Source organism: Coprococcus sp. AF19-8AC, assembly GCF_003603115.1.
GTDB classification, from domain to species: Bacteria; Bacillota; Clostridia; order Lachnospirales; family Lachnospiraceae; genus Coprococcus; species Coprococcus aceti.
In genome coordinates this window covers 834635-859382 of the sequence record NZ_QTMI01000001.1, presented here as the reverse complement: position 1 = coordinate 859382, position 24748 = coordinate 834635, and the positions used below count along the sequence as shown (strand labels likewise).

Genomic DNA, 24748 nt, shown 5'->3' with positions numbered 1-24748 from the left:
TTTCGCAGAAGGCATGGTATAAGAATGTCTGGCGGAGAACGTTTACAATAAACAGTACATATAGATAGGAGATTAATATGAGGGTTATTGCCGGTAGTGCAAGAAGTCTGAAGTTGGTGACGGTTGATTCGATGGATACCAGACCGACAACGGACAGGATAAAAGAAACCTTGTTTAATATGCTCTCAAATGATATTCCGGGATGTCGGTTCCTTGATGTGTTCAGCGGAAGTGGAGCTATTGGAATAGAGGCGCTCAGCCGTGGGGCAGACATGGCAGTATTTGTTGAGAACAGCAGAAAGGCAGTGGAGTGTATCAATAAAAACCTTGCGTTTACAAAGCTTGCCGACAGGGCGCAGGTATTGTCAGCGGATGCTGTTCAGGCAGTGGGGATGCTGGGGAGACAGGGGAAGGCATTCGATGTAATATTTATGGATCCTCCATATGGAAAGCTTTTGGAAAAGGCTGTGCTTGAAAGGCTTGCAGGTTCACCTCTGATGGATTATGACACAATGGTCATTGTGGAGTCGGATCTTGACACGGATTTTGATTATCTTGATGATCTGGGACTGGAGCTTTATAAGACGAAGAAATATAAGACCAATAAACATACATTTATATATAGGAGACTGGAAGATGAGTAGAGCTATTTATCCGGGAAGTTTTGATCCGGTGACACTTGGCCACCTGGATATAATTAAGAGATCTGCGGAAATGTTTGATGAGCTTATAGTCGGGGTGCTCAATAATACCGCAAAATCTCCATTGTTTTCTTTGGAAGAACGTGTTAATATGTTAAAGAATGTAGTCTCAGATATCCCGAACGTGAAAGTTATGGGTTTTGGAGGACTGCTGGTGGATTTTGCAAGACAGAACGACGTGAAGGTCATAGTGAGAGGCCTTCGGGCTGTGTCGGATTTTGAGTATGAATTACAGATTGCCCAGAGCAACAGGAAAGTTGCCCCGGATATTGACACGGTTTTTCTTGCAACCAGTATTGAGTATTCGTACCTTAGCTCAAGCGTGGTCAAGGAATATGCGAGCTTTGGTGTGGATGTACATGATTTTATCCCGGAGGAGATCAGGGATACATTGAGAGACCGATATTCGACAGACAGAGACTGACAGACGAAGGAAGAATTTTTGGATAGATTATTAGGAGGAGAAAAACATGGCAAGAAAAGGTATTGAAGAGATGATCAGTGAGATAGAGATATTTATTGACAATTGTAAGTATCAGCCATTGTCATCCAGTAAGATTATTGTACCAAAGGAAGATCTGGAGCAGATGGTGGGCGAACTCAAGCTCAAGCTGCCTAATGAGATAGAGAGATGTAAGAAGATCATGAGAAACAAGGAGGCTATACTTGCAGATGCAAGAGCGAGAGCTGATTCTATCATCACAGAGTCTGTTGCAGAGGCAAACAGACTGGTTGATCAGAGCCAGATAGTTGAGCTTGCCAACATCAGAGCGAATGAGATAACAGACATGGCGAGAAGTCAGGCTGAACAGATCATCGCTGAGGCGAATGCAGATGCCAGGGAAGTCAGAGCAGGTTCTATGTACTATTCAAAGGACAAGCTCACAGAGATCAGCCAGTATATAAATGCAACACTTCAGGCAGAGAGAGCAAACTATGAGAATCTCATTAAGTCTCTTGAGGACAATGCGGCAAGAGTTGCTGACAATATGGCAGAGCTTGATTCAAGCATAGCTCAGATCAATGGCGTTCCTGAGCAGGTACAGCCAAGTGCTGACGATTCAGCATTTGCTGATGATGACAACACAGATTACAATGTATACGGCAAGACAGAGTATTCATCAGACGACTCTGACGATGAGGATTATGATGACGAGGATGATGATGAATATGACGACGAGGATGAGGATGATGAGGAGTTCCTCGACGAGTAATCACGCCAGATGATACAGGATGTATTTACAGAAACATCATATAGAAAATGAAACACAGGAAGGCACATACTGTTTTCCCTGTTGTGTATTTTATGAATGACAGCCTGGATATTCTTATCATATCACGGCTTTGGAACAAGGCTGATAGCCCTCCAAAGGCAGTGAGTGAGAGAATGAGGGCTGTCTTTATTTTTGTGGAAATATCCATGCCGTATAATATTGGAACACCGCTGCCTATCTCCAGATATGCGGATATGATGGTGCATGCATCGCCTGAAAAGTATCTGCACATAAGATTTCCTGCAATGGCAAATATGACCATGTACACACCGATCACAGTTATATTGTGTACCGAGCTGCTTATTATGTCAGAATACGTATTTTCTGGATTCCCTGAATTGGGGCTCTGGTTGTCTGATGATACCTGGACTGTTGCGGCAGTAAGCAGCTCCGTGGAAGTGCTGGAGCGGTGGGATGACATACATGACAGAGTAAGCGCTATTACAGTATAAATGATCTGTGGAAGATATACAGCCTCGATCAGCCGTGCAAACGATATATATTCCATCAAATGATCCCTGTATATGTAATTGTAAAGAAACATCGGACTTATATTGTTGCACATCGGGAGTAGGCTCTGACATACGTTTTCAGAGATGATCCTCTTTCGGTAAAAGAAAGCTATGATGATCGTGCCTGTGGGAAAACCGCATAGCAGGCCTATTATAAAGATGATCGCATATGCGCAGCATTTTGATACCTGTATCGATCTGAGAAAGCTGGTTATAACACCGGTCAGCAGCATAAAGGGGAGCAGAATAGGCACAATGGATGAGTACCATAGCTGTAACCCCTGGGTGCATCCGGATCTGATGATGTCTGAATTTAAACATGCAAATATTATAATTGAAGCTGTTAGAATTATATAACATACGTTCTTCATATGCCAATTGTATTCATTTTATAGAGCAAATATGATAAATAAGAATATGTCATATAACTATGACAGGTTGTTCAAAATCGGTCTTTATACTGATTTTGTATTTGTTGTATACCATGTTTCTGTATATGTCTGCGGCTTTTATGTCGTATGAGAACATGGACAGACCTGTGGAATCTGTATTTTTGTATATCTCGGCTGAACGGGTTATGATCGGTACCTGCGAAGCCTTTTTCATGCTTTTTATCACGGCACCTGCATCTTTTTTTAGTCCAAGAAGCTTGATGTAGGCTATCCAGCCGTTTTCTTTAAAATGGGAATAGTCATCACATCTCAGGTCTGTGATGGTGTGCAGCAGACCTCTCTGAATGTGCGTGAGAGTATAATTCCTGCATTTAAGTGCTGTTGCGGTCTCAGTAAAGGATAGATTTGTGTCAAGCCTGGAGAGACGGTTGCAGAGATCTCTATCCATGTCAACGATGTCATCCGTGCACGGAGCAAGTATCCTTCGTGCTGACAGGAGATGAGACAGGTCGTCGTCGAACATCGGAAATGACTTTCTGTACGCGTTTTGCAGGATGTTGTAGCAACTGTCAGGAATGTGGCGCCTTAAGCTTTCAACATCACTTGACCGGAGTAGCTCACGTATGGCTGAGGCCGAACAGATGTCGTTGTCGGTGGCAGTGCTGTTGTATTCTGATAAGATCCTTCTGATCGGGACAGTTTTGATCCTGGAGTCTGTCTGTATAAGAGTAGCAATATACTCTATGGCCAGAATGTTGTTCGGGCTTGCCAGGATACGGTCAAGATCAGCGCTGGTATAACCGGTAAGGTTCTGGTTCTGCAGATACTCGGAGATGGCGGCTGCTCTGGCTGATCCATATGAGATGCCCGAAGATACGGATTTTTTTATGGATTCCGATACCTGTGGCGGTTCATTGACGGTGAGTTCGGCAATTTTTTGCAGAAGATCAATGTCATCACATTCTGCGCCGAATGAGATATAGTCTATGCCATCAAGAGCGTTCATCATGCAGACTGCGGCATGTGCATAGTCTCTGGCACTTGATGATGCGTATACAAATGGAATCTCGAACACAGCGTCTACACCGCATCTCAAAGCTATCTCGGTTCTTGTGTGCTTATCTGCTATGGCAGGAACGCCTCTCTGAAGAAAATTGCCGCTCATAAAGCATATGACATGTTCGGCACCAGTTAGAAGCTTCGCCTGCTGTATCTGATATTCGTGTCCCTTGTGAAATGGATTGTATTCGCAAACTATGCCTACTGTGCTCATGGCTCCTCCTTGAAATGCGTGTTTTATAACCTGTCACGATTTATAATGCCTTTGTCGGTAAAGTTTATTCTATCTTAATAATTAATGGCTGTAAAGTGTGTTATAATGACGGACATAAAGATGTTAAGTGAAAAATTCAAGATGCGGCATTGTTCTGATGCCGATGATCCCCACATACCAGACAGATATTGATTAATTAAGTGAAGGCAGCCAATTTATGGTTGACAAAGTGGCAATAATCTAATACTATATTAAAAGATAATCGAACATATGTTTAGGAGGAAGATACAATGGCGAATAATTCCGGTAATGTAAATATTGATGATAAGAGAAAGGCATTGGATGCCGCTATAGCACAGATAGAGAAGCAGTATGGTAAGGGTTCGGTGATGAAGCTTGGCGATTCCAATGCGAATATGAATATAGATGTGATCCCTACAGGATCCCTCAGCCTTGATATAGCACTTGGACTTGGCGGTGTGCCTAGAGGAAGAATCATAGAGGTGTTCGGACCTGAGTCGAGTGGTAAGACGACGGTAGCACTTCACATTGTTGCTGAGATACAGAAGAGAGGCGGAATCGCAGGCTTTATAGATGCCGAGCATGCACTTGATCCGACATATGCCAAGAACATAGGTGTAGATATAGACAATCTTTACATATCACAGCCTGACTGCGGAGAGCAGGCGCTTGAGATCACAGAGACCATGGTCAGATCGGGAGCGGTTGATGTCGTTATCGTGGACTCTGTTGCTGCACTTGTACCAAAGGCAGAGATAGACGGAGAGATGGGCGATTCGCATATGGGACTTCATGCCAGACTTATGTCACAGGCGCTCAGAAAGCTCACTGCTGTTGTCAGTAAGACCAACTGTGTTGTCATATTTATCAATCAGCTTAGAGAGAAGGTTGGAGTTGTGTTCGGTAACCCTGAGGTTACAACAGGTGGTCGTGCACTTAAGTTCTATGCTTCCGTAAGACTTGACGTAAGAAGAATTGATACGCTCAGACAGGGCGGTGAGATCGTAGGTAACAGAACAAGAGTTAAGATAGTTAAGAACAAGGTGGCTCCTCCATTCAAGGAGGCTGAGTTCGATATCGTGTTCGGCAAGGGTATATCTAAGGTTGGAGATATTCTTGATCTTGCTGTTGCGAACGACATAGTGGATAAGTCCGGTGCATGGTACGCATACAACGGCAATAAGATAGGTCAGGGAAGAGAGAATGCGAAGGCATATCTTGAGAACAATACAGCTATCTGTGATGAGATAGAGCAGAAGGTAAGAGAGGCGGTTGGTGTTGCCGGAGAGTCTGCCGAGAACACTGTAGATGATGGAGCAGATGAGTAGGATCGCAACTGTCACTGATATCAGGAAGATCGATGATAAAAGGTTTTGTCTGTTTGTGGACTATGAGCCTTTTTCATCGGTCTATGCATCGGATATACGAAGATTACATCTTGCCTGTGACGGTGAGATAGAATGGAGTAAACTTGAGAAATTCAGACGGGACTATCTGTTCAAACGTGCCATGAACAAGGCTGTGAACTCCATAAAGTTTTCGGACAAGTGTGAATACGATATCAGGCAGAAGCTTAAGGATCTGTATTACGACGAAGAGATCGTGGATCAGACCATCGACAAACTGAAGTCGTATGGATATATAGATGATTACAGGTATGCATGTGGATATATACGCAGAAACTCCGCTAAAAAAGGCATTCGTGTCATACGATTTGAATTGCAGGCAAAGCATATAGGCCAGGATATTATCGATCTGGCTGTGGAAGACTCAGACATATCAGACGAAAGCGACAGGATAACACACATTTTACAAAAAAAATACACTGTGGAAGAACTGACTGAAAAGCGTGATAAAGTCTATGCATACATGTACAGCAAGGGTTTTGACAGGCGTAAGGTTTCTGAGTGTATACGAAATATTGTCTCTGATATTACTTGACATAACATCTTAAAAATATTAAACTTAAATAGTTGTATTCTTGTACAATGAAAACTTAATAAGGAGGTGCTCCTGTGAATTCACCAATAGTATGGGGAATAATCGCTGTTGTTGTAGTTGCACTGCTTGTTGCTACATGGTTTATCGCTATTGCATATCGCAAGAACATAGTAGAGACCAAGATAGGAAGAGCAGAGTCACAGGCAAGAGAGATTATTGACGAAGCTCAGAAGACCGCCGAGGCTAAGAAGCGCGAGATACTGCTTGAGGCAAAGGAAGATTCCCTTAAGACACGTAATGACCTTGAAAAGGAAGTAAAGGACAGACGTGGAGAACTTTCACGTATGGAGAAGAGAATTCTTGCACGTGAAGAGAATCTTGATAAGAAGACTGAGGCAGTTGAGAAGAAGGAAGCTAGTTTAGCTAACAAGGAAAGCGCGCTGGACAAGCAGAAGGCTAAGGTTGAAGAGTTACAGGCGAAACGTTTACAGGAACTTGAAAGAATTTCAGGTTTGACCTCTGAACAAGCAAAAGAATACTTATTAAAGACTGTTGAAGATGAAGTAAAGCATGAAACAGCAGTTATGGTCAAGGAATTAGAAACCAGAGCTAAAGAAGAAGCGAACAAGAAGGCGAAGGAGTATGTTGTCAATGCAATACAGAGATGTGCGGTTGATCATATCTCAGAGACAACGATCTCATTAGTTCAGTTACCTAACGACGAGATGAAGGGTAGGATAATTGGTAGAGAGGGTAGAAATATTCGTACCCTTGAAACTCTCACAGGCGTAGATCTTATCATAGACGATACTCCTGAGGCAGTTATCTTATCAAGCTTTGATCCGGTAAGACGTGAGGTAGCAAGAATTGCACTTGAGAAACTCATCGTGGATGGTAGAATCCATCCAGCCAGAATCGAAGAGATGGTTGAGAAAGCGCAGAAGGAAGTTGAAAACATGATGCGCGAGGAAGGTGAAGCTGCTACTCTTGAGGTAGGAATTCACGGAATCCATCCAGAGCTGGTAAGACTTCTTGGAAAGTTGAAATTTAGAACAAGCTACGGACAGAACGCATTGAAGCACTCTGTTGAGGTAGCTCAGTTGTGTGGTTTGTTGGCCGGAGAGATAGGTGTCGATATCAAGGTTGCAAAGCGTGCTGGATTACTCCATGATATAGGTAAATCACTTGATCATGAGATGGAGGGTTCACATGTTCAGATCGGTGCAGATCTTTGTAGAAAGTACAAAGAGTCAGCGCTTGTTGTCAATGCGGTAGAATCACATCACGGTGATGTTGAGCCTGAGTCATTGATAGCACTTCTGGTACAGGCTGCAGATACAATTTCTGCTGCAAGACCGGGAGCAAGAAGAGAGACCTTGGAGACTTATACTACAAGACTTAAGAAGTTAGAGGATATTGCTAATTCTCATAAGGGTGTAGATAAGACATTTGCTATTCAGGCAGGTAGAGAAATTCGTGTAATGGTAGTTCCTGAGCATGTAAGCGATTCTGATATGGTATTGCTGGCTAGAGATATTGCAAAGCAGATCGAAGACGAGCTTGAGTATCCTGGACAGATTAAGGTAAATATTATAAGAGAGTCACGCGTGACAGATTACGCAAAATAAAAATTAGGGTTTGTAGAGATGATCTACAAACCCTTTTTATGATTTGTCATATAATGAAGATAACATCAAGCCGGTGCTTGAAGATAATTGAGGTGTATATGTTTCGTAATTTGTATGCATGATGAACTATGAAAACGGGAAGATAGGTGATCGATAAATGGAAAAATTTAAGAAAATAAAAACTGAAGAGGCTTACAGGGCGCATGTGTTTGATGTATATAACGACTATCTTGAACTGCCTGACGGCAGAAATGTTGTATATGATCTGATAAAGCATCATCCGGGAGCGTGCATCCTTCCGGTGAAAGACGATGGATCGATCATATTGATAAAACAGTACAGGAATTCTATTGATGATATAACCTACGAGGTTCCGGCTGGTTTTATCGATGAGGGAGAGTCTCCTGAAGATGCAGCCAGAAGAGAACTCAGGGAAGAGACAGGGTTTACCGCGAAGGTTGTGGAGTATGTGACTAGAACAGTTCTGGCTATCGGTACAAGTGATGAACAGACTTACGTGTATATAGGCAGGAAACTTACCAGAGGAATATGTGCATTGGACGAGAATGAATTTATAGAGACCGAGGAGATAGGTCTTGATGATGCACTCAATATGATAAGAGATGGCAGGATAGTGGATTCCAAAACAATAATTGCAATCTACGCATATTGGGGTAAGAAATGCTCCCAAACAAGCAATCACATAATTTGAAACATAGAAAATTCAACTGAAACATTGTCGGAATTAAAAAATGTGAAATATTTTTGAAAAGAATTATGTCAATATCTAGTATACATAATTTGATCGCGCACCGCATTTTGTACTTTTGCTAAAAATGCCGTGAAGCCTTGATTTTACTTGTTAAAATAGTGTTTGATTTTATTTACATTTATATTTATAATATAATTCAGTCTACATAACTAAGGGGATAAATTAGTGGAACAATACATAGACAGATATGTTGATTATTTAAGAAATGTAAAAAAATCCAGCGAGAATACTGTTGCATCATATCGGAGAGATCTGATAAAATTCTACAGGTATTTTGACGAGAAGGGCATAACGAGGATTGATGATATTAATGAAACTTATATCACTTCGTATGTGTTGGAAATGGAGAAACAGGGGATGTCCATGGCTACGGTGTCACGTAACATTGCATCCATAAAGTCATTCTATGCCTATCTCATGAGGGAGAGGATTGTGAATGAGGATCCAACGGAGAATATCAAGCCTCCGAAGATCGTGAAGAAGGTTCCTGAGACGCTTACCATAAGTGAGGTGAACAAGCTTCTCGACCAGCCTACCAACAAGACTCCAAAGGAGATCAGGGATAAGGCGATGCTGGAGCTGTTGTATGCTACAGGAATACGTGTTACAGAGCTTGTGACATTGAAACTCACGGATGTCAACATAAAGCTTGGGTTCATTGAGTGCCACGACGGCGACAGGGTGAGGACTGTTCCGGTTGCGGAGGTTGCTCAGAGAGCCCTCAGCAGATATATTACTGAGGTGCGCGATGATATGAGTGGAGGCAGTGATTATCTGTTCTTCAACTGCAAGGGTGCACCTATGACGAGACAGGGATTCTGGAAGATAATAAAGTATTATGCGGCTAAGGCCGGCATAGATAAGGATATAACACCTCATATGATAAGGCATTCATTTGCCTCGCATATGTTGGGGAATGGAGCGGATATAAAGTCTGTTCAAGAGATGCTTGGACATGTGGATATTGCGACAACCCAGATATATCTTACAAATAAGCAGAGTAAGCTCAAGGAAGAATATGCAAAGGCATATCCGAGGGCCTAACAAATAACTTATAAACTAAGGAGACAATTAAATCATGGAAAACAATTACTACGTTCCGGCACAGATCATTGAGAATAATCTCAAGGGTGCTGTTGGAAAGGCAAATCTCAAGCTGTACAAGATGATTATGATGGGATTCTTTGCAGGAATGTTCATTGCGATAGGAGCTGAGGGATCAAACCTTGCGGTGCATACGGTGGACAATTTCGGACTTGCGAAGACTCTTGCAGGATGTATATTCCCTGTAGGACTCATGATGTTATCGATTATCGGTGCAGAGCTGTTTACCGGAAACTGTATGATGATAACAGCGGTTATTGATGGTAGGATAAAGCTTGTGCAGATGCTCAAGAATTGGGTTATTGTATATCTCAGCAATATGCTTGGATCAGTTGTGACTGCAGCTCTTATATATGGAAGCGGTCAGTTTGATAATTCAGCAGGCGGCCTTGGCGCTTATACCATCAAGGTGGCTATGGGTAAGACAGGCCTTGATTTTTGCAATGCGTTCATGTCGGGAATAATGTGTAATGTTCTCGTGTGTATCGCGGTTCTCATGTCATCTTCGGCTAAGGATATAATTGGAAAGCTGTTTGCATGCTTCTTCCCGATAATGGTATTCGTCGTGTCAGGTTTTGAGCACTGCGTTGCAAATATGTACTATATACCTGCAGGTCTGATGGCTGCATCAAACAGCAAGTACGTGGACAAGGCATGCGAGCTCTATGGATATACCGCACAGCAGATAAGTGACCAGCTCACAGTGGGACATTTCTTCAGTAAAAATCTCCTCCCTGTAACGCTTGGTAATATCATCGGCGGTGGTCTGATAGTGGGAATTGGACTTTACATCATCAACAAGCCTAAAAAGGTGGAAGAGTAGAATTTGGCGCCAGACTTATAGGCAACAAGGTCAGAATGATGGACTGAATAAATGATGGATTGAAAAATAAGATAGATAAATAAAAAACAGATGTGGCATGATTTGAGGAATCACCCTGGATCATATCACATCTGTTTTTTATTACTTACATTTTATCGCATTATTGTTTGCCGCAATTTTCAGTTTGTTTGACAATTACTTATAAAAGTCAATTATCTTGTCCATTCTGGATGACATATTCTCAAATATAAGATCAAGGATCGTCAGGGCGGTCATGGCCTCGACGACCACAACAGCTCTCGGCCCAATGATAGGATCGTGGCGGCCTCTGATCGAGACCTCTATGTTATCCCTGGACTTGTTAACGGTTTTCTGTGTGGATGCGATGGATGGGGTCGGCTTGAAATGCGCCTTGATGATTATGTCTGAACCATCGCTCATTCCGCCGAGAATACCTCCGGCGTGATTGGTCTCCTTGTCTACGTTATAACCGTTCATGACAAATGCATCATTGTTATATGAGCCTCTTGCAGTGGATACCTCGGTGCCGTCGCCAATCTCGACAGCTTTCACAGCTCCGATGGACATAACTGCCTTTGCGAGGCATGCATCCAGTTTGTCAAATACCGGTTCACCGATACCTGCCGGCATTCCATGCACGATACATTCAACACCAGAGCCTATGGAATCGTTCTCCGCCATGCAGTCTTGAAGAAGGATTGATGCCTTCTCGTAGGCATCCGGGTCCGGCATGTTGAGGTCGTTCTTAAGTATATAGTCAGCGTCAAAATTGTTCCTGTCTATATGTACATCACCGATGGAAGATACGTAGGTAGTTATGGTGATACCGAGTTCCTTCAGTATCTTTGAGGCGATCGCACCGGCTGCAACTCTGCCGATGGTCTCTCGTCCCGATGAACGGCCGCCGCCTCTGTAATCCCTGAAGCCATATTTTTCATCAAATGTATAATCTGCGTGGCCTGGTCTGTAATATGTGGCGATATCTCCGTAATCCCCGGAGCGCTGGGATGTATTTCTCACCATCATGGATATAGGAGTTCCGGTTGTCTTTCCCTCGAAAATTCCTGACAGTATCTCTATGGTATCGGATTCCTTTCTAGGCGTTGAGAACTGTGAAAATCCGGGTTTTCTGCGATCCAGAAATACCTGTATATCTTCCTCACACAGTGGAAGACCGGCAGGGCAGCCGTCAACGACAACTCCCAGAGCCTTTCCGTGGGATTCTCCCCATGTGGTGATGGTAAATTTATTTCCTATGGTGGAACCTGCCATAATATATCTCCTTTCAAATGCGGCGAAACCTGCCGCTCTCTATTCGGCAAATGAACTGCAGAATCCTGCAGCGCAAATGTCCGCGCGCACTATTATAGCATAGATAAGTTTGTGATAACAAGAAATAAGTTGGGATGCTGTAAAGTGTGAAAGCGTATAAGGTGAATGTCAAACCGGGAATATTACCGGCCGGGGTTGTAATGAAATATGTTATATATTAAAATATCTATGAAATGAATGAAAGAACACGGCTGAAAGCACAGCCGGACATAAGGTGGTCAAGAAAATGGAGAAATATTATATAGTAAAATCGATAGACGGAGATTACGCAAATCTTGCTGATGAGAATGATCTTGACGGTGAGACAAAGCTCGTTGCAAGGGCGCTGCTTCCGGAAAGTATAGCGGAAGGAACAAGGCTGCACTATGCATTTTTGCAGTATGAAATTGCGGATTAATTTCCTCTTTACAAAACCAGACACATATGTTATCCTACACAAGGTCAACTGACACTTAGTTTGAGGACACCTCTAGGCCTTTTGCCCGGTGTCAGTCATGTATATTATTTTATAGGAGGATTGTTATTATGATAACAAAAGAGCAGAAGCAGGAAATCGTAGCTAAGTACGGCAAGGATGCAAACGACACAGGTTCAACAGAGGTTCAGATCGCACTTCTTACAGCAAGAATCAACGATCTCAACGGACATTTCAAGGCTAATCCAAAGGATCATCACTCAAACCGTGGTCTTCTTAAGATGGTTGGTCAGAGAAGAAACCTTCTTGCATACCTCAAGAGCAAGGATATCGAGGCATACAGAAAGCTCATCGAGAGCCTTGGACTTAGAAAGTAATTTCTATTCGAGCCTTAATACAATAACAATTATGGGAATCATGTGTACACGCATGATTCCTTTTTATTTGCCCGGACACATTTTTATGGTATCAAATAGTGTAAACAGAGGCGTTTGGATATTGTATTTTTTATATTCGTATGATAAAATTTAAAAGATTGTGGAATGACATATCGAGACTTCTATAAAGAATATCATGGATCATCGGTGAAAGATGGCAAAAAGGTTATAAGACATGGTGTTTTTTATAGTTGTTTCGACGTCTTCCACAATACAAATAAATATTAAATCAAGGAGATTTTGAGATGAGTAAGGAATTCAAGAGATACCAGAAAGAGATCGCTGGCAGAATGCTCACTGTTGATATCAACAGAGTAGCTGCACAGGCAAATGGTGCTGCATTTATCAAGTACGGTGACACAACAGTGCTTTCAACATGTACAGCTTCAGAGAAGCCAAGAGACGGAATCGATTTCTTCCCACTTTCAGTAGAGTATGAGGAGAAGTTATATTCAGTAGGAAAGATACCTGGAGGATTCAATAAGAGAGAGGGTAAGGCATCAGAGAACGCTGTCCTCACATCACGAGTAATCGACAGACCTATGAGACCTCTTTTCCCTAAGGATTATAGAAATGACGTAACACTCAACAACCTTGTTATGTCAGTAGATCCAGAGTGCAGACCGGAGCTGGTTGCAATGCTCGGATCATCTATCGCAACATGTATATCAGACGTTCCATTTGACGGACCATGTGCCATGACACAGGTAGGTCTCATCGACGGAGAGTTCATCATCAACCCAACACAGAAGCAGTGGGATGAGGGTGATCTGAAGCTCACAGTTGCATCTACATCACAGAAGGTTATCATGATCGAGGCCGGTGCAAATATTGTACCTGAGGCTAAGATGATCGAAGCTATCTACATGGCTCATGATATCAACCAGGACATCATCGCATTTATCAATGAGATAGTAGCTGAGGTTGGAAAGCCAAAGCATTCATATGTAAGCTGTGCAGTTCCAGAGGAGCTCTTTGCAGCGATCAAGGAGATCGTTCCTCCAGAGGCTATGGAGGAGGCTGTATTCTCAGACGAGAAGCAGGTTCGTGAGGAGAACATCAGACAGATCACAGAGAAGCTTGAGGAGGCATTTGCAGACAACGAGGAGTGGCTTGCAGTCCTTCCAGACGCTATATACCAGTATCAGAAGAAGACAGTAAGAAAGATGATCCTCAAGGATCACAAGAGACCTGATGGACGAGCTATCAACCAGATCAGACCACTTGCTGCTGAGGTTGACATCATTCCTAGAGTCCACGGCTCAGCTATGTTTACAAGAGGACAGACACAGATCTGTAACGTATGTACACTTGCTCCACTTTCTGAGATCCAGAGAGTTGACGGACTTGACGAGAACGTTACATCCAAGAGATATATGCACCACTACAACTTCCCTTCATACTCAGTAGGAGAGACAAAGGTTTCAAGAGGACCTGGACGTAGAGAGATTGGACACGGTGCACTTGCTGAGAGAGCACTTCTTCCTGTACTTCCAAGTGAGGAAGAGTTCCCATATGCGATCAGAACCGTATCAGAGACATTTGAGTCAAATGGTTCAACATCAATGGCATCAACATGTTCATCATGTATGTCACTCATGGCTGCCGGTGTTCCTATCAAGGCTATGGTTGCCGGAATCTCATGCGGACTTGTAACAGGTGATACAGACGACGATTACATCGTACTCACAGATATCCAGGGACTTGAGGACTTCTTCGGAGATATGGACTTCAAGGTAACAGGTACAACAGAGGGTATCACAGCTATCCAGATGGATATCAAGATTCACGGACTTACAAGACCTATCGTTGAGGAGGCTATCGCAAGAACACGTGAGGCAAGACTCTTCATCATGGAGACATGTATGAAGCCGGCCATCGCAGCTCCAAGACCAACGGTCAATGAGTTCGCGCCAAAGATCAAGCAGATCAAGATAGATCCAGAGAAGATCGGTGAGGTTATCGGACAGAGAGGTAAGACTATCAACACTATCATAGAGGAGACAGGTGTTAAGATTGATATCGATGATGAGGGAAGAATCTTTATCTGTGGCGTAGAGCAGGCAGGTATGGACAAGGCTATCGAGATGATCAACATGATCGTAGAGCCTCTTGAGGTTGGCAAGAACTACCATGGTAAGGTTGTAAAAGTTATCGACTGTGGAGCTATCGTATCGCTTGCACCTAACAAGGATGGACTCATCCACATCTCAAAGCTTTCAGACAAGAGAGTTGCAAAGGTTGAGGATGTTGTAAATGTAGGTGATGAGGTTGACGTTAAGGTCATCAAGATCGACGAGAGAGCAGGAAGAATAAGCCTGAGTCTCAAGGATGTACAGTAAATAACAGTTCTGAGCTAAACTATAATAAGGATATTTTTTATAAGGGTAAATTTGATGTCTCGAAGCCGGTCTGTCATATGGCCGGTTCCGGGGCATTGTAGTAAATAAAGGCATACATGAACAAACTAAAAAATAAATGCAGATTTAAGGGGGAACATATGAGATACGGTTATTTTGACGAACAGAACAAAGAGTATGTAATTGACAGACCAGACACCCCGGCACCTTGGGCAAACTACCTTGGTTCACCGGAATACGGAGCTATAATCTCCAACAACGCAGGAGGCTACAGCTTTGAGAAGTCAGGAGCAAACGGAAGAATACTGAGATACATATTTAACAGCTTTGATCAGCCTGGAAGATATGTATATCTTCGCGATGATGACACAAAGGATTACTGGTCAGCATCATGGCAGCCGGTAGGCAAGAGTCTTGATGTGTATAAGAGTGAATGTCACCATGGAACGGCATATACAAAGATGTATGCAGATTATTCTGATATCAAGTCAGAGGTGCTGTATTATGTTCCACTTAACAAGACACATGAAGTGTGGAAGGTGAGAGTTACCAACAACTCTGATAAGCCTCGTAACCTTTCAGCTATCGGATACTGTGAGTTTACCAATGACTGCAATTATGAGCAGGATCAGGTAAATCTCCAGTATACACTGTTCATAACCAGAACATATTTCATGGATAACAACAAGATCCTTCAGGTCATCAATGAGAATGTTGAGAAGGCTGAGATCAATGGAAGTAAGGCAAACAGAAGATTCTTTGCACTTGCCGGAAGTGATGTTGCATCATACTGTGGTGACAAGGAGGAGTTCCTTGGAAGATATCACGGCTACGGCAATCCGATCGGAGTTATAAATGGAGATCTTGGCAACAAGCTCAACTACAACAGCAATGCCTGCGGTGGACTCCAGACAAAGTTCACACTTGCTCCGGGCGAGTCAAAGGATTTTGCATTCATAGTCGGAATGAAGGACAATGACGCTGCAAATGCTGTCATAGCCGGATACGCAGATCCTGCCGCAGCATGTCAGAAGGAGCTTGACGAGCTGATCGAGTATTGGCATTCAAAGCTCAACAACTTCCAGGTGCACACACCTAGTGATTCATTCAACAACATGGTAAATACATGGAATGCATACCAGTGTTTCATGACATTCATATGGTCAAGAGCTGCATCGTTCTCATACTGTGGTCTGAGAAACGGATATGGATACAGAGATACAGTTCAGGATATCCAGGGCGTTATCCACCTTGCACCTGAGATGGCTCTTGAGAAGATCAGATTCATGCTGTCAGCACAGGTTGACAACGGCGGTGGACTCCCACTTGTAAAGTTCACACATAACGCAGGTCATGAGGATACACCGGATGATCCATCATATGTACAGGAGACAGGACATCCTGCATACCGTGCAGACGACGCACTTTGGCTGTTCCCAACTGTATATAAGTATATTGCTGAGTCAGGCAACCTTGACTTCATAGACGAGGTTATTCCATTTGCCAACAAGGATGAGGGTACAGTTTATGAGCATCTTAAGAGAGCGATAGATTTCTCCATGAACAGACTTGGAGATAATGGTATGCCGGCAGGACTCTGGGCAGACTGGAATGACTGTCTGAGACTTGGAAAGAGAGGCGAGTCAACATTTGTTGCAATGCAGCTCTACTATGCGATGACAGTTATCAAGTATTTTGCTGAGATGAAGGATGATGCAGAGTACATAGATTACATCAACAGCATTCAGTACAAGATGGGTGAGACCATTCAGGAGAAGTGCTGGGAGGATGACAGATTCATCCGTGGATACAAGGAAGGCGGACAGGTCATCGGTTCAAAGAATGATCCTGAGGCAAGCATGTGGCTGAATCCTCAGTCATGGGCAGTTATAAGCGGACTTGCCACAAGAAAGCAGTCTGAGATTGCCCTTGAGTCTGTTCACAGGGAGCTTAACACAGAGTACGGTGTGAGACTTATGTTCCCACCATACAGAGAGCATGCATTTGACGGAGCACTCATGCTTCTGTTCAATGCAGGAACAAAGGAGAATGCGGGTATATTCTCACAGCCACAGGGCTGGATAATACTTGCCGAGGCGCTCATGGGACATGGAAACAGAGCGTTTGAGTATTTCAACGAGAGCTCTCCTGCATCCATGAATGATAAGGCAGAGATCAGAAAGCTTGAGCCATACTGCCATGGACAGTTCACAGAGTCTGTTGGAAGTCCATTTGAGGGTCGCGCTCATGTACACTGGCTTACAGGTACAGCATCCACATGTATGGTTGGCTGCGTTGAGGGTATCATGGGTATGAGACCAGACTTTGGCGGAATCAAGATCGCGCCTTCAGTCCCATCAGACTGGAAGGAGTTTGAGATCGAGAAGATGTTCAGGGGTAAGAAGCTCTCAATCAAGGTTCAGAATCCTGATGGACATGAGAGCGGTTTCCAGAGCCTCACATTAAATGGTGAGAAACTTGAGGCCAATTATATCCCTGCTGACAAGCTTGCTGATACAAACGATATCGTGCTTGTAATGTAATGAATATAAATACATTATTTATACCATATTAAGTTAAGAAGGGCTCAGCCCTTCTTAATTTTTGCCCTGATGCGGAATGAGTGGATCGGGGTTGGAAGGTGGTGCAGGCGAAGTGGAATCGGTATCGATCGCTGAGAGGTTAAAACTCACTGACAACATACATGTTATGGATGTTCCAGGTGGAGGTTATATCCTGTTATGTGGAATATATGGAGAGATTGAGGGGCATGACAAGCTTCCTGCCGGTATGAAGAGTACAAGCTACGAGAAGCTGCTTCCGGTGATAGCCCAGGCAGAAAACTGCGGAGATGTAAAGGGAGTCCTGACTCTGATAAATACGGTCGGAGGCGATGTTGAGTCCGGACTTGCCATATCTGAGATGTTGTCCAGCCTGTCAAAGCCGGTCGTCAATATCGTGCTTGGCGGCGGACATTCCATAGGAGTTCCTCTGGCGGTGTCGGGAAATGTGTCTTTTATAGTGCCGACCGCAACGATGATAGTTCATCCAATAAGGACAAATACGGCGGTGCTTGGAGTTAAGCAGAACTTTGAATATATAGAGAAGATGCAGGAGAGGATCATACAGTTCACAGTGGATCACTCATCTATAGACAGGAAAGAACTGGAGAAGCTTATGTTTAACACGACAGAGCTGACCAAGGATGTGGGCTCGGTCCTGATAGGAAAACAGGCTGTCGAAAAAAGGGTTATAGACAGGATCGGTGGTATGTCGGCGGCTTTAAAAACGCTGTATGACTTGATTAATTAAGAAAATGATAGTAAAATTCCATAGGATATTGTATAAATATCGATCAAGGGAGGTTGGTCATGAGCTTATTACAGGCAATTTTGATGGGAATAATACAGGGAGCTACAGAATTTCTTCCAGTCAGCAGTTCGGGACATCTGGCTATTTTCAAGAATATTTTTGGAGTGAAGACCGATACGGGTATATTATTTGACATACTGCTCCATTTTGGCACGCTGGTTGCCATATTTATAGTCTACTGGGCAGATATAAAGAAGCTTGTTATAGAGGGACTCAAGATAGTTGGAGACTGCTGTGTCAATCTGGTAAATTTCATAAAGAACAAGACCTCGAAGGAGGGACAGATATATCCGTATAGGAAGATTGTGTGTACGGCATACAGAAAGTTTGTTATGCTCATACTCGTGTCAACTCTTACGACGACGGTGATCGCAGTCCCATTTGACAAAGCTATAGGACATGCGGGAGATACACTTTTGATACCGGGTATCTGTCTGTGTATAACATCTGTTATCCTGTATTTTGCGGACAGACTGCCGGCTGGTAAGAAAAGTGTGGCAAAGGCTACATACAGAAATGCCATATTTGTTGGACTGGCACAGGCTGTTGCCACACTTCCCGGAATATCCAGATCCGGAAGTACGATAACTGCAGGTATGGCGTGCGGCTACACAAGAAAATTTACAGTAAAGTATTCGTTTATAATGTCCATACCGGCTGTTCTTGGCGCTGTCATACTGGAGATACCTGATCTGTTTAAGGCATCAATCTCAGGGGCGGATGTCGTTAATTACATAGTTGGTATGATCGTTGCCGGCATTGTCGGATACATATGTATAAAATTTATGCTTTATACGGTCAAGAAAAAGAATTTTAAGGGATTTTCCATATATTGTATGATCGCGGGAATCGTGTCTGTAATATGGTATTTTGTTGCTTAAGATTTAGAATAGAGGTAGAAAATGGCTGCTGGTAATAAAAAGTCATACAAGAACAATACATCAAGGAATGGCACGTCCAAAAACGCTGCGTCTAAAAAGACTGTGGCAAAGAACTCTTCAAAAGGCGGATCAAATAACAGGACATCTGCGAAGAAGAATACTGCATCGAAAAAAACATCTGCCAGATCAAAGGCTGCCATAGAACGCAAAGCCCGGGAAGAGGAACTAGCTAGGCAGAAGCAGATGAGAAGTGAGATCATACTCATAGTTCTCTTTGCATTTTCGGTATTTCTGCTGCTTGCAAACTTCAGGATCTGCGGAATAGTGGGAGATACCGTATCGGGATTTTTCTTTGGAATAATCGGTTTCAGCGAGTACATATTCCCGGTATATCTGTTTGTGTCGGCTGCCTATCTTATATCAAATGATTTCAGGAGAAAGATCGTCAAAAAGGTTGTATATTTTGGCGTTGTGCTCATCCTGTTGTCCATGGTATTTCAGGCTATATATTCATCGACCTTTGAGTCGGTCAAGGTTCTGTACATGGATGGGTATAAGGACAGATCAGGCGGAGGAGTTATATGCGGAGGAATATTCTTTGCGATAAGGACACTGCTTGGAGTTCCGGGTGCGTGCATAGTAATATTTATAGCTGCGGTTATCATGTTCATTCTCATAACGGAGATATCAGTTATAGACGAGATCAAACTTTTCATAGCATCTATCCGTGAGCGCAGAGAAAATGATGATGACGAACAGTATGAAGATGAGGAGTATCAAAGTGACAGATATGACGATGGTTATTACTCACATGATGTAAATGATACTCCGGTTCGCAGAGTGAGACCATCGATGGCAAATCTCAATGTGTACAGCAGCGATAAGACCAAGGATGACAGAGCTTCCGACAGGACTGCTGCAACGCAGGTTAAGCCAAGGAAGACTAAGACACAGAAGGGTGTAGAGAGGGAGCCTGCCAGGGATTTCTTTGCCATGGAGGATGTCCACGAGCTCACTCCTGGAGATGGCGCTGTGGATATGTCCTACGATGAATTTAACAATGATATAGAGAAGATCGTCATGACCGACAGAGAGGAGATCGTCAATCCAGTTCAGATAGACAGAGAGGATCCTGTGCATAAACCGGTGCGGAAGCCTGCACCTGTGAAGAGAAGAAAGCCGATGGTCGTAACTCCTGAAGAACCAAAGCTGGCTGCTGTGGACACTGATATGGAGGATGCAGAGATACTTTCATTTACTGATGATGCGGAGGATGTCCTTGCGGGAGCGGTAAATGGCAATATGCATCCAGAGAGTGTGTCAGATTACAATCCGCTCTACGACTCTGCATTTGCGGAGGAGGAGAAGACGGATACCGCGGCTCAAAGCAAAAAGAAGCCGGCGGTACAGACTGAGAGCTCAAAGCAGTATCAGGAGGGAAGAAAGTATAAATTCCCAACGGCAGATCTGCTGTCCCAGCCTAAAAAGGCGAACAATTCCAACAGGGATGCCCATGTCAGGGAGACAGCCATCAAGCTTAAGAATACCCTCGAGACATTTGGTGTTAATGTAACCATAACAAACTATAGCTGCGGTCCTGCTGTAACGAGATTTGAGATGCAGCCGGAGCAGGGTGTCAAGGTCAGCAAGATACTGAACCTTGCGGACGACATAAAGCTCAACCTTGCGGCTGCGGATATACGTATAGAGGCACCGATACCTGGCAAGGCAGCCATAGGAATAGAGGTCCCTAACAAGGAGAACTCAATTGTGGCGTTCCGGGAGCTTATAGAATCAGATAATTTCAAGAACCTCAAGTCCAAAGTGGCATTTGCGGTTGGTAAGGATATAAGTGGACAGGTTATCGCAACCGATATTGCCAAGATGCCACATCTTCTGATCGCCGGAGCCACAGGTTCAGGTAAATCAGTGTGTATCAATACACTTATAATGAGTATACTGTACAAAGCCACACCGGAGGAGGTTAAGCTCATCATGATAGATCCTAAGATGGTTGAGCTTGCATGTTACAATGGTATACCACACCTTTTGATACCGGTCGTAACAGATCCAAAGAAGGCGGCAGGGGCACTCAACTGGGCAGTTATGGAGATGACCAGAAGATACCAGCTTTTTGCTGAGCACAGTGTACGTAATATACAGGGATATAATGACAAGATTGAAAATGCCGTTATAGCAGGAGCCGATGGAGAGAAACTGACCAAGATGCCACAGATAGTGGTTATAGTGGATGAGCTTGCGGATCTTATGATGGTTGCACACGGCGAGGTCGAGGATGCAATAGTCAGACTTTCACAGCTTGCCAGAGCGGCGGGTATACATCTTGTCATAGCAACACAGAGACCGTCGGTTGATGTCATAACAGGTCTCATAAAGGCAAATGTTCCATCGAGAATAGCATTTGCTGTTTCGTCGGGAGTTGATTCCAGAACCATACTTGATATGGTAGGAGCAGAGAAACTTCTTGGAAAGGGAGATATGCTGTTCTATCCGACAGGCTATCCTAAGCCGGTCAGAGTACAGGGCGCATTTGTGTCGGATGATGAGGTTACAGCGGTTGTTGATTTCCTCAAGAAGAACAATGGCGTGGGAACATATGATGAGGAGATATCCAAATCGATATCCGGAAATGGTGGATCAGGAGCCACAGCGATAGGTGGGGCTTCAGCCAGTGATAAGGATGAATATTTCGTGGAAGCGGGAAGATTCATTATAGAGAAAGAAAAAGCTTCTATAGGTATGCTTCAGAGAACGTTCAAGATAGGCTTTAACAGAGCCGCAAGGATCATGGATCAGTTGATGGCCGCGGGAGTAGTTGGCCCGGAGGAGGGCACAAAGGCCAGAAAGATCCTGATGACTCAGGAACAGTTTGATGAATATATAGACACTAATTTATAAAAAGCGGAGGATAAGAGCTATGATGACAGACATTGAAATTGCACAGAAGGCTGAGATGAAGCACATAAGGGAGGTTGCTGCAAAGCTCGGAATATCAGAGGATGACCTCGATCTCTATGGAAAGTATAAGGCAAAGCTCTCAGATGAGCTTATAAAGAAGGTTGAGGGCAACGAGAACGGAAAGCTTATCCTCGTTACAGCCATCAATCCAACACCTGCAGGAGAGGGAAAGACGACAATCACTGTAGGACTTGGTGAGGCTATGGGACAGCTTGGAAAGAAGGCGGTTATCGCACTTCGTGAGCCATCACTTGGACCATGTTTTGGAATCAAGGGTGGTGCAGCCGGCGGCGGATATGCACAGGTAGTACCTATGGAGGATCTCAACCTCCACTTTACAGGAGATTTTCATGCTATAACATCTGCAAACAATCTCCTTGCAGCCATGATGGATAACCATATCCAGCAGGGAAATGCACTGAGAATAGATGTGAACAGAATAGTGTTCAAGAGATGTATGGATATGAACGACAGAGTTCTCAGACACACAGTTGTCGGACTTGGAAAGCGTGTCGACGGAGTGCCTAGAGAGGACGGATTTGTCATCACAGTTGCATCGGAGATCATGGCTATTCTCTGTCTTGCAAGTGACATGAAGGATCTTCAGGAGAGACTTGGCAGAATAATCGTTGCATACAACATGGACAATGAGCCTGTGACAGCGGCTGATCTCAAGGCTGTAGGAGCTATGGCAGCGCTCTTAAAGGATGCCATCAAGCCAAACCTTATCCAGACACTTGAGCATACACCGGCAATCGTACACGGCGGACCATTTGCAAATATAGCACATGGATGTAACAGTGTAATGGCTACAAAGACAGCATTAAAGCTTGCAGATTATGTAATAACAGAGGCAGGATTTGGCGCAGATCTCGGAGCTGAGAAGTTCTTTGATATCAAGTGCCGTATGAACAACCTTAAGCCGGATGCGGTGGTTCTGGTTGCTACAGTAAGAGCACTCAAGTACAATGGCGGAGTTGCAAAGGCAGATCTCGGCGAGGAGAATCTCGACGCGCTTAAGGCTGGTATAGTAAACCTTGAAAAGCATATTGAGAATCTTCAGAAGTATGGCGTTCCTGTTGTTGTTACACTGAACAGATTTGTCACAGACAGCCAGGCAGAGCTTGACTTTGTCAAGAAGTTCTGCGAGGACAGAGACTGTGATTTTGCTCTTGCAAATGTATGGGAACAGGGCGGCAAGGGCGGTATAGACCTTGCAAATGCGGTGCTCAACACGCTGGAGAACAAGAAGAGCAACTTCAAGGTGCTCTACGATGACAGCCTTTCAATAAAGGATAAGATAAATTGTATCGCTACAGAGATATATGGCGCGGATGGTGTTACATACAGCGCAGAGGCCAGCAAGGCCATCGCCAAGATCGAGGAGATGGGCTTCGGCAATTTCCCTGTATGTATGGCAAAGAACCAGTATTCTCTGTCAGATGATCCAAAGAAGCTTGGAAGACCTACAGGATTCGATATAAATATCCGTGAGGTTTATGTCAGTGCAGGAGCAGGATTTGTGGTAGCGATTACCGGAACGATCATGACCATGCCTGGACTTCCAAAGGCTCCGGCTGCAGAGAGAATTTATGTGGATGATGACGGCAAGATCGTCGGATTATTCTAGGAGGACAGATAAATGTATAAGCTTATAGATGGTAAGGTTATATCAAAACAGATAAAGGATGAGCTCAAGGAGAAGGTTGCAGGGCTTAAGGCAGAGGGTGTAGAGATATGCCTTGCTGTTATTCAGGTCGGCAATGATCCTGCTTCATCAGTATATGTTGGCAACAAGAAGAAGGCATGTGAGTATATAGGAATAGGTTCACTGTCATACGAGCTCCCAGAGGAGACAACTGAGGAGGAGCTTCTTGCACTTATAGAGAAGCTCAATTCTGACGACAAGGTGAACGGAATACTTGTACAGCTCCCGCTTCCAAAGCATATAGATGAGGATAAGGTCATAAAGACCATATCTCCAAAGAAGGATGTGGACGGCTTCCATCCGATGAGTGTTGGTGCGCTCAGCATAGGACAGCCGGGCTTTGTGTCATGTACACCAGCCGGAGTTATCCAGCTCATCAAGAGATCAGGAATAGAGATAGAGGGTAAGGAGTGCGTGGTACTCGGCAGAAGCAATATAGTAGGCAAGCCTATGAGCATGCTGCTGCTCCGCGAGAACGGAACCGTAACCGTGTGCCATTCCAGAACAAAGAATCTCAAGGAAGTGTGCAGACGTGCTGATATACTCGTGGTGGCAATAGGAAAGCCAGAAATGATCGATGCATCTTACATCAAGAAAGGCGCAACAGTTATAGATGTGGGAATCCACAGGAATGAGAATAATAAGCTCTGCGGTGATGTGGATTTTGAATCAGCCAAGGAGGTTGCCGGAGCGATAACTCCTGTACCTGGCGGAGTCGGCCCTATGACCATAGCCATGCTCATGTCAAACTGCGTGGAATCAATAAATATAAACTAAGAACAAGTGCAAAATTATTGGAGAA

The 24748-nt window shown here is 43.9% G+C and carries 21 protein-coding genes; 19 read left to right on the top strand and 2 right to left on the bottom strand.

Annotated elements, in window-relative coordinates:
• The first annotated feature begins 77 nt into the window (after positions 1 to 77).
• Genes rsmD through DWX57_RS13970 form a run of 4 tightly spaced genes read left to right on the top strand, consistent with a single transcriptional unit; the run spans position 78 to position 2427 of the window.
• Entirely contained in the window at positions 78 to 644 is a 567-nt protein-coding gene (gene rsmD / locus DWX57_RS03900) for a 16S rRNA (guanine(966)-N(2))-methyltransferase RsmD (protein ID WP_117549015.1), read from the top strand.
• Positions 637 to 1125, top strand: coding sequence for a pantetheine-phosphate adenylyltransferase (gene coaD, locus DWX57_RS03895; protein WP_117549014.1), 489 nt, complete (start codon positions 637 to 639; stop codon positions 1123 to 1125). The genes rsmD and coaD overlap by 8 nt, the downstream gene beginning before the upstream one ends.
• Before the next feature lie 46 nt (positions 1126 to 1171).
• The gene (locus DWX57_RS03890; protein WP_117549013.1) at positions 1172 to 1915 is read left to right on the top strand and encodes a hypothetical protein; all 744 of its coding nucleotides are present in this window, start codon (positions 1172 to 1174) and stop codon (positions 1913 to 1915) included.
• Positions 1916 to 1962: 47 nt separating this feature from the next.
• Positions 1963 to 2427 (top strand): hypothetical protein, encoded by a 465-nt coding sequence (locus DWX57_RS13970; protein WP_147344391.1) that lies wholly within the window; start codon positions 1963 to 1965, stop codon positions 2425 to 2427.
• A gap of 480 nt (positions 2428 to 2907) precedes the next feature.
• On the opposite strand, the gene DWX57_RS03875 is transcribed toward DWX57_RS13970, so the two are convergent.
• Complete coding sequence (locus DWX57_RS03875; protein WP_117549011.1) at positions 2908 to 4152, bottom strand: tRNA(Met) cytidine acetate ligase; 1245 nt, start codon at positions 4150 to 4152, stop codon at positions 2908 to 2910.
• Positions 4153 to 4442: 290 nt separating this feature from the next.
• Between DWX57_RS03875 and recA the strand changes: the two genes are divergently transcribed.
• The 6 genes from recA (at position 4443) to DWX57_RS03845 (ending at position 10441) form a co-directional block, all read left to right on the top strand.
• Positions 4443 to 5501 carry a recombinase RecA gene (gene recA, locus DWX57_RS03870; RefSeq protein ID WP_022216537.1) on the top strand — a complete coding sequence of 353 codons (1059 nt, stop codon included), beginning with the start codon at positions 4443 to 4445 and terminating at the stop codon, positions 5499 to 5501.
• Positions 5482 to 6114 (top strand): regulatory protein RecX, encoded by a 633-nt coding sequence (locus DWX57_RS03865; protein WP_243106165.1) that lies wholly within the window; start codon positions 5482 to 5484, stop codon positions 6112 to 6114. The genes recA and DWX57_RS03865 overlap by 20 nt, the downstream gene beginning before the upstream one ends.
• A 74-nt stretch (positions 6115 to 6188) precedes the next feature.
• Positions 6189 to 7742: a ribonuclease Y gene (rny, locus tag DWX57_RS03860; protein WP_022216535.1), complete on the top strand. Its 1554-nt coding sequence runs from the start codon at positions 6189 to 6191 to the stop codon at positions 7740 to 7742.
• A 157-nt stretch (positions 7743 to 7899) separates the two neighbouring features.
• A complete protein-coding gene (locus DWX57_RS03855) occupies positions 7900 to 8454 on the top strand; it encodes an NUDIX hydrolase (RefSeq protein WP_120123067.1) in 555 nt (184 codons plus the stop codon).
• A gap of 225 nt (positions 8455 to 8679) precedes the next feature.
• Complete coding sequence (gene xerD / locus DWX57_RS03850) at positions 8680 to 9558, top strand: site-specific tyrosine recombinase XerD (protein WP_117549009.1); 879 nt, start codon at positions 8680 to 8682, stop codon at positions 9556 to 9558.
• Between the two features lie 34 nt (positions 9559 to 9592).
• Positions 9593 to 10441: a formate/nitrite transporter family protein gene (locus DWX57_RS03845; protein WP_055222574.1), complete on the top strand. Its 849-nt coding sequence runs from the start codon at positions 9593 to 9595 to the stop codon at positions 10439 to 10441.
• Positions 10442 to 10636: 195 nt separating this feature from the next.
• Here the strand turns inward: DWX57_RS03845 and aroC are convergent, their stop codons facing one another.
• Positions 10637 to 11734: a chorismate synthase gene (aroC, locus tag DWX57_RS03840; protein WP_022216531.1), complete on the bottom strand. Its 1098-nt coding sequence runs from the start codon at positions 11732 to 11734 to the stop codon at positions 10637 to 10639.
• Between the two features lie 286 nt (positions 11735 to 12020).
• Between aroC and DWX57_RS03835 the strand changes: the two genes are divergently transcribed.
• The 9 genes from DWX57_RS03835 (at position 12021) to folD (ending at position 24723) form a co-directional block, all read left to right on the top strand.
• Entirely contained in the window at positions 12021 to 12191 is a 171-nt protein-coding gene (locus DWX57_RS03835; RefSeq protein ID WP_120123066.1) for a chorismate--pyruvate lyase, read from the top strand.
• A gap of 128 nt (positions 12192 to 12319) precedes the next feature.
• Complete coding sequence (rpsO, locus tag DWX57_RS03830) at positions 12320 to 12586, top strand: 30S ribosomal protein S15 (protein ID WP_004851136.1); 267 nt, start codon at positions 12320 to 12322, stop codon at positions 12584 to 12586.
• A 305-nt stretch (positions 12587 to 12891) separates the two neighbouring features.
• Positions 12892 to 14988, top strand: coding sequence for a polyribonucleotide nucleotidyltransferase (locus DWX57_RS03825; protein WP_120123065.1), 2097 nt, complete (start codon positions 12892 to 12894; stop codon positions 14986 to 14988).
• Between the two features lie 158 nt (positions 14989 to 15146).
• Positions 15147 to 17549, top strand: a complete 2403-nt coding sequence (locus DWX57_RS03820; RefSeq protein WP_120123064.1) for a GH36-type glycosyl hydrolase domain-containing protein — start codon at positions 15147 to 15149, stop codon at positions 17547 to 17549.
• A gap of 91 nt (positions 17550 to 17640) precedes the next feature.
• The gene (locus DWX57_RS03815; RefSeq protein ID WP_243106164.1) at positions 17641 to 18318 is read left to right on the top strand and encodes a ClpP family protease; all 678 of its coding nucleotides are present in this window, start codon (positions 17641 to 17643) and stop codon (positions 18316 to 18318) included.
• A gap of 59 nt (positions 18319 to 18377) precedes the next feature.
• The gene (locus DWX57_RS03810) at positions 18378 to 19259 is read left to right on the top strand and encodes an undecaprenyl-diphosphate phosphatase (RefSeq protein ID WP_117549004.1); all 882 of its coding nucleotides are present in this window, start codon (positions 18378 to 18380) and stop codon (positions 19257 to 19259) included.
• A 21-nt stretch (positions 19260 to 19280) separates the two neighbouring features.
• A complete protein-coding gene (locus DWX57_RS03805) occupies positions 19281 to 22178 on the top strand; it encodes an FtsK/SpoIIIE family DNA translocase (RefSeq protein WP_120123063.1) in 2898 nt (965 codons plus the stop codon).
• A 19-nt stretch (positions 22179 to 22197) separates the two neighbouring features.
• A complete protein-coding gene (locus DWX57_RS03800; RefSeq protein WP_117874238.1) occupies positions 22198 to 23868 on the top strand; it encodes a formate--tetrahydrofolate ligase in 1671 nt (556 codons plus the stop codon).
• 12 nt (positions 23869 to 23880) lie between these two features.
• Positions 23881 to 24723 (top strand): bifunctional methylenetetrahydrofolate dehydrogenase/methenyltetrahydrofolate cyclohydrolase FolD, encoded by an 843-nt coding sequence (folD, locus tag DWX57_RS03795; RefSeq protein ID WP_120123062.1) that lies wholly within the window; start codon positions 23881 to 23883, stop codon positions 24721 to 24723.
• Positions 24724 to 24748: the final 25 nt, after the last annotated feature.